Annotated in this window: 11 protein-coding genes; all 11 read left to right on the top strand. The window is 71.2% G+C overall.

Translation table 11 applies throughout. The annotated features are described in order from the left end of the window. Window positions 1-122: 122 nt before the first annotated feature. The 11 genes from RCO28_RS28225 (at window position 123) to RCO28_RS28175 (ending at window position 11994) form a co-directional block, all read left to right on the top strand. A complete protein-coding gene (locus tag RCO28_RS28225) occupies window positions 123-1472 on the top strand; it encodes an OFA family MFS transporter (RefSeq protein WP_308944099.1) in 1350 nt (449 codons plus the stop codon). Beyond that, window positions 1447-1575, top strand: coding sequence for a hypothetical protein (locus RCO28_RS28220; RefSeq protein WP_308944098.1), 129 nt, complete (start codon window positions 1447-1449; stop codon window positions 1573-1575). The genes RCO28_RS28225 and RCO28_RS28220 overlap by 26 nt, the downstream gene beginning before the upstream one ends. Before the next feature lie 79 nt (window positions 1576-1654). Further along, window positions 1655-2305 carry a class I SAM-dependent methyltransferase gene (locus RCO28_RS28215; RefSeq protein ID WP_308944097.1) on the top strand — a complete coding sequence of 217 codons (651 nt, stop codon included), beginning with the start codon at window positions 1655-1657 and terminating at the stop codon, window positions 2303-2305. Window positions 2306-2541: 236 nt separating this feature from the next. Then, entirely contained in the window at window positions 2542-3498 is a 957-nt protein-coding gene (locus RCO28_RS28210) for a beta-ketoacyl-ACP synthase III (protein WP_308944096.1), read from the top strand. 214 nt (window positions 3499-3712) lie between these two features. Then, window positions 3713-4387, top strand: a complete 675-nt coding sequence (locus tag RCO28_RS28205) for a GntR family transcriptional regulator (RefSeq protein ID WP_308944095.1) — start codon at window positions 3713-3715, stop codon at window positions 4385-4387. Window positions 4388-4593: 206 nt separating this feature from the next. Continuing rightward, on the top strand, window positions 4594-5775 hold the full coding sequence (locus RCO28_RS28200) for an ROK family transcriptional regulator (protein WP_308944094.1): 1182 nt from the start codon (window positions 4594-4596) through the stop codon (window positions 5773-5775). 243 nt (window positions 5776-6018) lie between these two features. Then, window positions 6019-7509, top strand: a complete 1491-nt coding sequence (locus tag RCO28_RS28195) for a sugar ABC transporter ATP-binding protein (RefSeq protein WP_308944156.1) — start codon at window positions 6019-6021, stop codon at window positions 7507-7509. Next, window positions 7506-8558 carry an ABC transporter permease gene (locus RCO28_RS28190; RefSeq protein ID WP_308944093.1) on the top strand — a complete coding sequence of 351 codons (1053 nt, stop codon included), beginning with the start codon at window positions 7506-7508 and terminating at the stop codon, window positions 8556-8558. Before RCO28_RS28195 ends, RCO28_RS28190 begins: the two co-directional genes overlap by 4 nt. 68 nt (window positions 8559-8626) lie before the next feature. Next, window positions 8627-9688 (top strand): substrate-binding domain-containing protein, encoded by a 1062-nt coding sequence (locus tag RCO28_RS28185; RefSeq protein WP_308944092.1) that lies wholly within the window; start codon window positions 8627-8629, stop codon window positions 9686-9688. Window positions 9689-9747: 59 nt separating this feature from the next. After that, window positions 9748-10983 carry a Gfo/Idh/MocA family oxidoreductase gene (locus RCO28_RS28180; protein ID WP_308944091.1) on the top strand — a complete coding sequence of 412 codons (1236 nt, stop codon included), beginning with the start codon at window positions 9748-9750 and terminating at the stop codon, window positions 10981-10983. Window positions 10984-10989: 6 nt separating this feature from the next. After that, window positions 10990-11994: a sugar phosphate isomerase/epimerase family protein gene (locus RCO28_RS28175; RefSeq protein ID WP_308944090.1), complete on the top strand. Its 1005-nt coding sequence runs from the start codon at window positions 10990-10992 to the stop codon at window positions 11992-11994. Window positions 11995-12171 lie beyond the last annotated feature (177 nt).

The raw sequence follows: 12171 nt of genomic DNA, 5'->3' as shown, positions 1-12171 counted from the left end.
TTCGCACGGCACATTGCCAACCGTTGACGCGGGTGGGTGTGGCGGGCGGTCTGCGTGCACGACAGGTCGAACACTGTTCGCGCTCTTCCCAACTGCCCTTCCCCTTCCTAGGGTTCGCGACCATGACCACCCCGCCCCTCGCCCCACCGGGATGGAGCCGCTGGCTGGTACCCCCGGCCGCGCTCTCCGTGCACCTCTCCATCGGACAGGCCTACGCCTGGTCCGTCTTCAAGCCGCCCCTCGAATCCGCCCTCGACCTCTCCGGCACGCAGAGCGCGCTGCCGTTCCAGCTGGGCATCGTGATGCTCGGCCTCTCCGCGGCGTTCGGCGGCACGCTCGTCGAACGCAACGGTCCGCGCTGGGCGATGACGGTCGCCCTGTGCTGCTTCTCCTCCGGGTTCCTGCTCGCCGCGCTCGGCGCCGCCACCGAGCAGTACTGGCTGATCGTCTTCGGCTACGGCTTCGTCGGCGGCATCGGACTCGGCATCGGCTACATCTCGCCCGTATCGACGCTGATCAAGTGGTTCCCCGACCGGCCCGGCATGGCCACCGGCATCGCGATCATGGGCTTCGGCGGCGGCGCGCTCATCGCCTCACCCTGGTCCTCGCAGATGCTGGAGTCCTTCGGCAGCGACTCCGACGGCATCGCCCTCGCGTTCCTCGTGCACGGTGTGACGTACGCCGTCTTCATGACGCTCGGAGTGCTCCTTGTGCGGGTGCCGAGGGCCCCTACGGGGGCGGCGGAGGCCGTGCGGGCGACCGCCGACGGACCGCAGGTCTCCGCGAAACAGGCGATGCGCACCCCGCAGTTCTGGTGCCTGTGGCTGGTGCTCTGCATGAACGTGACCGCCGGGATCGGCATCCTGGAGAAGGCCGCCCCGATGATCACCGACTTCTTCGCCGAGACCCCGACCCCGGTCTCCGCCTCCGCCGCGGCCGGTTTCGTGGCGCTGCTCTCCGCCGCCAACATGGCGGGCCGCATCGGCTGGTCCTCCACGTCCGACCTCATCGGCCGCAAGAACGTCTACCGGCTCTACCTCGGCGTCGGCGCCCTCATGTACCTGCTGATCGCCCAGTTCGGGGCCGACTCCAAGCCGCTGTTCATCTGCTGCGCCCTGGTGATCCTCTCCTTCTACGGCGGTGGCTTCGCCACGGTCCCCGCGTACTTGAAGGACCTGTTCGGCACGTACCAGGTCGGCGCCATCCACGGCCGGCTGCTCACCGCCTGGTCCACGGCCGGTGTGCTCGGCCCGCTGATCGTCAACTGGGTGGCCGACTCCCAGGAGGCCGCGGGCAGGAGCGGCCCCGGCCTGTACGGGCTCTCGCTCACGATCATGATCGGCCTGCTGCTGCTCGGCTTCGCCGCGAACGAGCTGGTCCGACCCGTCCACCCGCGCCACCACCACGTATCCGCCGGGCCCGCGCCCGCCACCGCAGAGGTAACCGATGCCGCACCCCGACACCCCGCCTAGCCGCCGCGCCCTGACCGCCTTCGCCTGGCTCTGGGTGGGACTGCCGCTCGCCTACGGGCTGTACGAACTCGTGCAGAAGGCGACGCAGCTCTTCACCGGATGAGGAGGCGCGCCGCACGCCCGGTTTGCCGTACCGGCAAGATTTGTGGGCGTCGCGGAGGCGGCCGAGGCACGGTGGGCGCATGACAGACGACATCGCAGCACCCCGTACCGACGGCTACCTCGGCGACGCTTCCGTACGCGCGGAGTGGGACGACCGGTACGCCGACCGACAGCAGCTCTGGAGCGGCCGGCCCAACGGCGCGCTGGTGGCCGAGGTCGCCGGGCTCACGCCGGGGCGGGTCCTCGACGTGGGCTGCGGCGAGGGCGCCGACGCCATCTGGCTCGCGCGCGGCGGCTGGGACGTGACCGCGGTCGAGGTCTCCGGCGTCGCGCTCGACCGGGCGGCCGCGCACGCGCGCGACGCCGGGGTCTCCGTCCACTGGATCCACGCCGAACTGACCGAGGCGGATCTCGCGCCGGGCTCCTTCGACCTGGTCTCCGCCCAGTACCCGGCCCTGCTCCGCACCCCCGAGGCGACGGCGGAGCGCGCGCTGCTCGCATCCGTGAAGGTCGGCGGCGTCCTGCTGCTCGTCCACCACGTCGTCGACGCCGAGCACGCCCAGGAGGCGGGCTTCGACCCGGAGGACTACGTCCTGCCCGCGACGGTCGCCGCGCTGCTCACCGGGGACTGGGAGGTCGAGGTGCATGAGCAGCGGCCTCGCGAAATTGAGGGCGGGGCGGGGGCGCATCATCATGAGGACGTGGTGCTCCGGGCTCGCAGGGTGCGCTGAGTTTTTTTCCCCTACCCGCCCCTTCCCGAAAGCCTGCGGCGCTTCGGGGCTCCGCCCCGGACCCCGCTCCTCAATCGCCGGAGGGGCTCAAAATTGAGCCCCTCCGGCGATTGACGGGTAAGGGAAAGCTCCAACCAAGGCGGCCAAATACTGTCACCTTGCGTGCCCTCGTACCCGTGAGTCGCTGACGAGACTGGGGCCTCCTGCTCAGCACCCGGCGTCGGAGGCCCCGCACCATGTACGGCACGAACGGCACGCGTATCACCGCGGTCGGCCACCATCAGCCCACGAAGGTGCTCACCAACGACGACGTCGCGCGGCTCGTCGACACCAGCGACGAGTGGATCAGCAGCCGCGTCGGCATCCGCACCCGGCACATCGCGGGCCCCGACGAGCCCGTCGACGCGCTCGCCGCGCAGGCCGCCGCCAAGGCCCTGGCCGGTGCGGGCCGCACCGCCGACGAGATCGACCTCGTCGTCGTCGCCACCTCCACCGCGGTCGACCGCTCCCCGAACACCGCCGCCCGCGTCGCCGCCCGCCTCGGCATGCCCTCGCCCGCCGTGCTCGACCTGAACGTGGTCTGCGCCGGGTTCCCGCACGCCCTGGCCACCGCGGACCACGCGATCCGGGCGGGCTCGGCGACCCGCGCGCTGGTGATCGGCGCCGACAACATGTCCGCCGTCACGGACTGGAGCGACCGTACGACCTGTGTCCTGGTCGGGGACGGCGCGGGCGCCGCGGTCGTCGAGGCCGTGGCGGACGGGGAAGAGGCGGGCATCGGGCCCGTGCTCTGGGGTTCCGTGCCCGAGATGGGGCACGCCGTGCGCATCGAGGGCACACCGCCGGTCTTCGCGCAGGAGGGCCAGAGCGTGTACCGGTGGGCGACCACCCAGCTCCCGCCCATCGCCCGGAAGGTGTGCGAGCGCGCCGGACTCGCGCCCGAGGACCTCGCCGGGGTCGTCCTCCACCAGGCCAACCTGCGCATCATCGAACCCGTCGCCCAGCGCATCGGGGCCGTCAACGCGGTCGTCGCCCGGGATGTCGTGGAGTCCGGCAACACCTCGGCCGCGAGCATCCCGCTCGCCCTGTCCAAGCTCGTCGAACGGCGCGAAGTCCCGCCCGGGGCGCCGGTGCTGCTCTTCGGCTTCGGCGGGAACCTGTCGTACGCCGGTCAGGTCGTGCGCTGCCCCTGAGGAGCGCCCTCGTCGGCGAGTACGCAGACCGGGGCGGACCGGTCGATTCCGGCCGCCGGTGCCGAGTGTGACGAGCGTGTGACGAGCCCAACTCCCCTGTGTACTGGCCATTGTGCTCGGTAGACTGTAGACGATAGCCAATGTGGAAGCGGCTCCGTCCTGTCTGCGGCGGCCGCTCCGTGCCGACGATCCGAGGCCGACGAGGGGGACCGCGATGTTGTCCGCAGGACTGCCGCACGGTGCCGTGCCGAAACTGGAGCGGCCGGGCCCGCTGCGCGAGCGGGTGTACGAGGCCCTGCTCGAACTCATCACCACCCGCGCCCTGCGCCCGGGCCAGCACCTGGTCGAGAGCGAGCTGGCCGGGCACCTGGGCGTGTCCAGACAGCCGGTGCGCGAGGCGCTGCAGCGGCTGAACACCGAGGGCTGGGTCGACCTGCGGCCCGCCCAGGGCGCGTTCGTGCACGAGCCGACGGAGGAGGAGGCCGATCAACTCCTCACCGTCCGCACGCTGTTGGAGGCCGAGGCCGCCCGGCTCGCCGCGGCCAACGCCACCTCGGCCGGGATCACCGCACTCGAAGAGCTCTGCGCGACCGGCGAACAGGCCGTGGCCGACGGCGAGGTGGACACCGTCGTCGCCACCAACGCCGCCTTCCACGCCAAGGTGATGGAGCTCGCCGGCAACCTCGTCCTCGCCGAACTCGCGGGCCAGGTCGACCGGCGGGTCCGCTGGTACTACACGCCCGTGGCCCGGCAGCGCGGCAAGCAGTCGTGGATCGAGCACCGGGCGTTGATCGCGGCGATCAGCGACCGGGACGAGAGCCGTGCGACGGAGGTCATGCGCGCGCACACGGAGCACACGCGGGCGACGTACCACCAGCGCAACGCGTAGCACGCCCGCTCGCCCTGCACGACGACCACCCTTTGTCCTGCCGCAGGAAAAAGTAGGACCCACTTCCTGCGCAAGTTCTTCCCACCCCCGGCAGCCGCTGCTACGTTCCCCTCGAAAGCAGGCGCCACCGACGGCCCGTAGCGGCTGAAGGGCGGTGGTGCCGTCCGATGAGGCCTGTCGACGGCGGGAGGGGCGGCGTGAGACGGATGACGGCTCGACCCGCGAACGCGCACCAGGCGCGACTGCTCCGCCTGCTGCGTGACGGCGGGCCCAACTCCCGTGCCCAGCTGGGTGATCAGGTCGACCTCTCCCGGTCGAAGCTGGCTGTCGAGGTCGACCGGCTCCTGGAGACCGGCCTCGTCGTCGCCGACGGACTCGCCGCCTCGCGCGGCGGCCGCCGCTCGCACAACATCCGGCTCGCGCCCGAACTCCGTTTCCTCGGCGTGGACATCGGCGCCACCTCGGTCGACGTGGCCGTCACCAACGCCGAGCTGGAAGTGCTCGGCCACATCAACCAGCCGATGGACGTACGCGAGGGGCCTGTCGCGGTCTTCGAGCAAGTCCTCGCCATGGCGGCCAAGTTGAAGGCCTCCGGGCTCGCCGAGGGCTTCGACGGCAGCGGCATCGGAGTGCCGGGACCCGTCCGGTTCCCCGAGGGCATCCCCGTCGCACCGCCGATCATGCCCGGCTGGGACGGCTTCCCGGTGCGCGAGGCGCTCAGCCAGGACCTCGGCTGCCCGGTCATGGTCGACAACGACGTGAACCTCATGGCCATGGGCGAACAGCACGCCGGAGTCGCCCGTTCCGTGGACGACTTCATCTGCGTCAAGATCGGTACGGGCATCGGCTGCGGCCTCGTCGTCGGCGCCGAGGTCTACCGCGGTACGACGGGCAGTGCCGGGGACATCGGCCACATCCAGGTCGAACCCGACGGACGGCCCTGCGCCTGCGGCAACAAGGGCTGCCTGGAGGCGCACTTCAGCGGTGCCGCCCTCGCGCGGGACGCCGAGGAGGCCGCCATCCAGGGCCGCTCGGCGGAACTCGCCGGCCGACTCGAAGCCGCGGGCTCCCTCTCCGCCGTCGACGTGGCCGCCGCCGCTGCCGCGGGCGACCCCGTCGCCCTCGAACTGATCCGAGAGGGCGGCAACCGCACCGGCCAGGTCATCGCCGGACTCGTCAGCTTCTTCAATCCCGGCCTGGTGGTGATCGGCGGTGGCGTGACCGGACTCGGGCACACGCTCCTCGCCGCGATCCGCACCCAGGTCTACCGCCAGTCGCTGCCCCTCGCGACCGGCAATCTCCCCATCGTCCTGGGCGAGTTGGGCCCCACCGCCGGAGTCATCGGCGCCGCCCGCCTGATCAGCGACCACCTGTTCTCACCGGCCTGACCGGTACGTACGCCCGCACAGCAGCAAGCCCGTACGACAGCACCCGCGTAGCCCGTACGACAGCACAGCGCGTCCCGCACCGCCCGCTTTGCCCTGCTCTGCCCTGCCCTGAACCTGCTCTGCCCTGAACCTGCTCTGCCTGAACCTGCCCCGCACCCGCAAGGGGAACCACCCATGGCACCAGAACCACCGCTGCCCGCCGCCGAGTCGGTGACCTCCGCCGACGCGCCGCCCCTGCTCACCATGTCCGGCATCACCAAGTCCTTCCCCGGCGTCCGCGCGCTCGACGGCGTGGACCTGGAGGTGCGCGCCGGTGAAGTGCACTGCCTGCTCGGGCAGAACGGCGCCGGCAAGTCCACCCTCATCAAGGTGCTCGCCGGCGCTCACCAGCCCGACGGCGGCCGCATCACCTGGCGCGGCGACACCGTCACCCTGAAGTCGCCGATCGCCGCCATGCGCCTCGGTGTCGCCACCATCTACCAGGAACTCGACCTGGTGGAGGGGCTCTCCGTCGCCGAGAACGTCTTCCTCGGGCACGAGCCCACCGCCGCCGGTTTCGTCGTACGCGGCCGGGAGGCACGGAACACCGCCGCCGGGCTGCTCAGCCGGCTCGGGCACGCCGAGATCGACCCGGCCCGGCTCGTCGGCGAACTCTCCGCCGCGCAGCAGCAGATCGTCTCCATGGCGCGGGCGCTCTCCCACGACGTACGGCTCATCGTGATGGACGAGCCGTCCGCCGCACTCGACCCCGACGAGGTCGCCAACCTCTTCCGGATCGTCGCCGACCTCACCGCCGAAGGCGTCGCCGTCGTCTACATCTCGCACCGCCTCGAAGAGATCCGGCGCATCGGCGACCGCGTCACCGTCCTCAAGGACGGCCGCGCCGTCGCCGGCGGACTGCCCGCCAAGTCCACCCCGACCCGTGACGTGGTCGCCCTGATGACCGGCCGCAACGTCGAGTACGTCTTCCCCGAGCGGCCCGCTCAAGTGCCGCTTGGCGAGCCCCTGTTGAGCGTGCGGGGCCTGACCAGGGCCGAGGAGTTCGAGCCCGTCGACCTGGAGGTGCGCCCCGGCGAGATCGTCGGGCTCGCCGGACTCGTGGGCTCCGGGCGCTCCGAGATCCTGGAGACCATCTACGGCGCACGCAAACCGGATGCCGGTCAAGTGCTCGTCGACGGGCGGCCGTTGAAGACCGGGAGCGTGCGGTCCGCCGTGCGCGCCGGGCTCGGTCTCGCCCCCGAGGAGCGCAAGGCACAGGCCCTGCTGATGCTGGAGTCCATCACCCGGAACGTCTCCGTCTCCTCCATGTCCCGCTTCTCGCGCGGAGGCTGGCTCGACCGGGGCGCCGAGTTCACCGCCGCGCGCCGCGCCACCCGCGAACTGTCCCTCAAGCCCGACCGGCCCTCCGCGCCCGTGCGCACCCTCTCCGGCGGCAACCAGCAGAAGGCCGTACTCGCCCGTTGGCTGCTCCGCGGCTGCCGGGTACTGCTCCTCGACGAGCCCACCCGCGGCGTGGACGTCGGCGCCCGCGCCGAGCTGTACGCCGTGATCCGCAGGCTCGCCGACGACGGGCTGGGCGTGCTCCTCGTCTCCAGCGAGGTCCCCGAAGTCCTCGGCCTCGCCGACCGCGTCCTCGTCCTGCGCGAGGGCCGCGTCGTCCACACTGCGCCCGCGCGCGACCTCGACGAACACCGCGTACTCGATCTCGTGATGGAAGGGAGCCCGGCGTCATGACGCAGCCAGCGACGCCCGCACGGCAGGAGGGACCCCTGCTCGACGGCGGCGGACCCGGATCTGGGAAGTCCGCTTCCGGCGGCGGCGACGGCAGCCCCTGGAGCGCCCGCCTGTTCCGCGCCGACGTGCGCACCCTGTCCCTGATCGGCGTCCTCGTCGGGCTCGCCCTGATCGGCGGTCTCACCAAGCCCGACGCGTTCCTCGCCACCAGCAACGTCCAGCTGATCCTCACGCAGGCCTCGGTGATCGGCGTGGTCACCGTCGGCATGACGTTCGTGATCACCTCCGGCGGCATCGACCTGTCCGTCGGCGCGATCGTCGCCCTCGCCTCGGTCTGGGCCACCACCGTCGCCACCCAGGAGTACGGCTTCGCGGGCATCCTCTTCACCGCCGTGATCGTCGGCCTGGGCTGCGGACTCGTCAACGGCGTGCTCATCGCGTACGGCGGCATGGTGCCGTTCATCGCCACCCTCGCCATGCTGGCCTCGGCGCGCGGGCTCGCCCTGCAGATCACCGAGGGCAAGACGCAGATGGTGACCATCCCGTCGGTCCTCGACCTCGGCGAGCGCGACGCGTACCTCCTCGGCATCCCGCCGCTCGTCCTGGTCTTCGCCGCCGTCACGGTGATCGGCTGGCTGGTCCTCAACCGGACCACGTTCGGCCGCCGCACCGTCGCCGTCGGCGGCAACGCGGAGGCCGCCCGGCTCGCCGGCATCGACGTCCGCCGTCAGCGCCTCTACCTGTATCTGCTGTCCGGCCTGTGCTGCGGCATCGCCGCGTTCCTGCTGATCGTGCTCGCCGGGTCGGGCCAGAACACCAACGGCAACCTGTACGAGCTGGACGCCATCGCCGCCGCGATCATCGGCGGCACCCTGCTCAGCGGTGGCCGGGGCACCGTCACCGGCTCCGTCCTCGGCGTACTGATCTTCATCACGATCCAGAACATCTTCGCGCTCAACAACCTGGAGAGCGCGACCCAGCAGATCGCCAAGGGCGCGATCATCGTCGCCGCGGTGCTCGTCCAGCGGCGTACGTCGCACACGCCCTGACCAGCCCGAACTTCCCCGTGCAGCACCGCACTTCCCCGTAGAGACCGGCCTTACGCGAAGGGTCCGCCATGTCTGACAAGCCAAGCCTGCCAACCGCCGCCACCCGCAGAAGGCTCCTCTTCGGAGCCGCCGCTCTCTCCGGCGGAGCGTTCCTCACCGCCTGCACCAGCAACGAGCCCAAGGAGGGCAGCGGCGGCCAGGCGGCCGACGCGCCCGTCGCCGACGACAAGCCGGGCAAGCCCGTCACCATCGGCTTCGCCGGGCCCCAGGCCGACCACGGCTGGCTCAACGCCATCAACGTCAACGCCAAGGAACGCGCCAAGAAGTACAAGGACGTCACCCTGGAGATCACCGAGGGCTCCAACGACACGGCGGCGCAGATCGGGCAGATCGACACCCTCATCAACAAGAAGGTCGACGTCCTCGTCATCCTGCCCGCCGACGGCAAGGCCATGACGCAGGCCGGGCTCAAGGCGATGCGGGCCGGCATCCCCGTCGTCAACCTCGACCGGATCTTCGCGAACCCGCAGGCGTACCGCTGCTGGATCGGCGGCGACAACTACGGCATGGGCCTCAACGCCGGGCACTACATCGGCGAGCAGCTCAAGGACAAGAAGAACGCCAAGGTCGTCGAGCTCGCCGGGCTCGACAACCTGGAGCTCACCAAGCAGCGCACCGAGGGCTTCGACGCCGCCCTGAAGAACTACCCGAACATCAAGAAGGTCGCCCGGCAGGCCGCCGAGTTCACCGTCGAGTCCGGCCAGTCCAAGATGTCCCAACTCCTCCAGGCGCAGAAGAACTTCGACGCCCTGTGGAACCACGACGACGACCAGGGCGTGGGCGCCCTGCGCGCCATCGAGCAGGCCGGCCGGGACGACTTCTTCATGGTCGGCGGGGCGGGCGCGCTCTCCGCGATGAAGGCCATCGAGTCCGGCGAGGGCGTCCTCAAGGCCACCGTCCTCTACCCGCCGACGATGGCCGCCTCCGCGATCGACCTGGCCCGCGCACTCGGCCAGGGCAAGGGCGTCGGCGGCATGGCGGAGTTCGAGATCCCGTCGTCGATCACGCTCTACTCGGCCGTCGTCACCAAGGACAACGTCAAGCAGTACATGTCCACCGGCTTCAAGTGAGCGGCCCGGAACCAGGGTTGACCACACCCCCCACCGCCGTCGACGAGGAGGCATTTCGTATGCAGCACAACGGGGAGCAGGGCGAGACCGAACGGCCGCACCTGGGCGTCGGCATGGTCGGCTACGCCTTCATGGGGGCCGCGCACTCCCAGGGCTGGCGCACCGTCGGCCGCGTCTTCGACCTGCCGCTCGCACCGCGGCTGACGGCGATCTGCGGCCGCGACGGAGGCGCCGTACGGGCCGCCGCCGACCGCCTCGGCTGGTCCCACGCCGAGACCGACTGGCGTGCCCTCCTCGACCGCGACGACGTGCAGCTCGTCGACATCTGCACGCCGGGCGACAGCCACGCCGAGATCGCGATCGCGGCCCTGGACGCGGGCAAGCACGTGCTGTGCGAGAAGCCGCTCGCCAACTCCGTGGAGGAGGCGGAGGCGATGGCCGATGCGGCCGAACGGGCGCGTGGGCGCGGCCAGTTGGCGATGGTGGGGTTCAACTACCGTCGCGTGCCCGCGATGGCCCTGGCCCGCCGCATGATCGCCGAGGGCCGCCTCGGCCGCATCCGGCATGTGCGCGTGGTGTATCTCCAGGACTGGCTGGTCGACCCGGAGTTCCCGCTGACCTGGCGCCTGGAGCGGGAGCACGCCGGTTCGGGCGCGCTCGGCGACCTCGGCGCGCACATCGTGGACCTCGCGCAGTACGTCGCGGGCGAGCACATCGTCGGCGTCTCCGCGATGACCGAGACCTTCGTACGGGAACGGCCCCTGCTCGCCGGGGCGTCCGCCGGGCTCGCGGCGGGCGGGGGAGCCTCGGGAACCGCGCGCGGGCCCGTGACCGTCGACGACGCGGCCGTGTTCACCGCGCGGCTCGCCTCCGGGGCGCTCGCCACGTTCGAGGCGACCCGGTTCGCGACCGGCCGGAAGAACGCGCTGCGCCTCGAAGTCAACGGCGAGAAGGGCTCGTTGGCCTTCGACCTGGAGCGGCTCAACGAGCTGTCCTTCCACGACGACACCGAGCCCGCGGTCTCGGCGGGCTTCCGGCGCATCCTCGTCACCGAGGCCGACCATCCGTACTTGGAGGGCTGGTGGCCGCCGGGGCACGCCCTCGGCTACGAGCACACCTTCGCGCACCAGGCCCGCGACCTCGTGCACGCCATCGCCACGGGCACCCAGCCCGAGCCGTCCTTCGCCGACGGCCTGCGGGTGCAGCGGGTCCTCGCGGCGGTGGAGGAGAGCGCGGCGAAGAACTCCTCGTACACCCCGATCCCGGCACTGGACGCTTCGGACCTGGAGGTTTGAGAACCGATGCCACGTTCCTTCACGCTCTTCACCGGACAGTGGGCCGACCTGCCCCTGGAGGAGGTCTGCCGGCACGCCCGCGACTTCGGCTACGACGGCCTCGAACTCGCCTGCTGGGGCGACCACTTCGAGGTCGACAAGGCCCTCGCGGACCCCGCGTACATCAAGGGCAGGCACCAGCTCCTCGACAAGTACGGCCTCAAGTGCTGGGCGATCTCCAACCACCTCGTCGGCCAGGCCGTCTGCGACGCGATCATCGACGAGCGGCACCAGGCGATCCTGCCCGCCCGCATCTGGGGCGACGGCGAGGCCGAGGGCGTACGGCAGCGGGCCGCGGCGGAGATCGAGGACACGGCGCGGGCCGCGGCGGCGTTCGGCGTGGACACCGTCGTCGGCTTCACCGGCTCGGCGATCTGGCACCTCGTCGCGATGTTCCCGCCCGTCGTGCCCGGCATGATCGAGCGCGGCTACCAGGACTTCGCGGACCGCTGGAACCCGATCCTCGACGTCTTCGACGCGGAGGGCGTCCGCTTCGCCCACGAGGTCCACCCCAGCGAGATCGCGTACGACTACTGGTCGACGGTTCGCGCCTTGGAGGCGGTCGACCGCCGGCCCGCGTTCGGCCTGAACTTCGACCCCTCGCACTTCGTCTGGCAGGACCTCGACCCGACAAACTTTCTCTACGACTTCCGCGACCGCATCTACCACGTCGACTGCAAGGAGGCCCGGCGCCGCCTCGACGGCCGCAACGGGCGCCTCGGCTCCCATCTGCCCTGGGGCGACCCGCGGCGCGGCTGGGACTTCGTCTCGGCCGGCCACGGCGACGTGCCCTGGGAGGACGTCTTCCGGATGCTCCGCTCGATCGGCTACGAAGGGCCCGTCTCGGTGGAGTGGGAGGACGCGGGAATGGACCGCCTCCAGGGCGCTCCCGAGGCCCTGCGGACGTTGAAGGCGTACGACTTCGAGCCGCCCACCGCGTCGTTCGACGCGGCCTTCGGGGGTGCGGAATAGATCATTCCCCCACACTTGAGCACTTTGTCCAGACTCAGGGAAAAGTCCAACTCCTGTTCTGTGCAAGGGCTTTCTATCGGGGACAAACGTGGCTACCTTCCCTGAGATGTAGGGAAACGAGCCCCTCCGGGGTGACGGCGCACCCCGGCGCACCGCACGTATCGCACACGCCAAGTA

It is taken from the genome of Streptomyces sp. LHD-70, from assembly GCF_031157275.1.
GTDB lineage: Bacteria > Actinomycetota > Actinomycetes > Streptomycetales > Streptomycetaceae > Streptomyces.
The sequence above is the reverse complement of the archived record's forward strand: the minus strand, read 5'-3'. Positions and strand labels throughout refer to the sequence as shown.

Excerpts from the sequence above, each read along its gene's own strand:
- RCO28_RS28225 (WP_308944099.1), top strand. The coding sequence starts at position 123 with ATGACCACCCCGCCCCTCGCCCCACCGGGATGGAGCCGCTGGCTGGTA.
- RCO28_RS28220 (WP_308944098.1), top strand. The coding sequence starts at position 1,447 with ATGCCGCACCCCGACACCCCGCCTAGCCGCCGCGCCCTGACCGCCTTC.
- RCO28_RS28215 (WP_308944097.1), top strand. The coding sequence starts at position 1,655 with ATGACAGACGACATCGCAGCACCCCGTACCGACGGCTACCTCGGCGAC.
- RCO28_RS28210 (WP_308944096.1), top strand. The coding sequence starts at position 2,542 with ATGTACGGCACGAACGGCACGCGTATCACCGCGGTCGGCCACCATCAG.
- RCO28_RS28205 (WP_308944095.1), top strand. The coding sequence starts at position 3,713 with ATGTTGTCCGCAGGACTGCCGCACGGTGCCGTGCCGAAACTGGAGCGG.
- RCO28_RS28200 (WP_308944094.1), top strand. The coding sequence starts at position 4,594 with ATGACGGCTCGACCCGCGAACGCGCACCAGGCGCGACTGCTCCGCCTG.
- RCO28_RS28195 (WP_308944156.1), top strand. The coding sequence starts at position 6,019 with ATGTCCGGCATCACCAAGTCCTTCCCCGGCGTCCGCGCGCTCGACGGC.
- RCO28_RS28190 (WP_308944093.1), top strand. The coding sequence starts at position 7,506 with ATGACGCAGCCAGCGACGCCCGCACGGCAGGAGGGACCCCTGCTCGAC.
- RCO28_RS28185 (WP_308944092.1), top strand. The coding sequence starts at position 8,627 with ATGTCTGACAAGCCAAGCCTGCCAACCGCCGCCACCCGCAGAAGGCTC.
- RCO28_RS28180 (WP_308944091.1), top strand. The coding sequence starts at position 9,748 with ATGCAGCACAACGGGGAGCAGGGCGAGACCGAACGGCCGCACCTGGGC.
- RCO28_RS28175 (WP_308944090.1), top strand. The coding sequence starts at position 10,990 with ATGCCACGTTCCTTCACGCTCTTCACCGGACAGTGGGCCGACCTGCCC.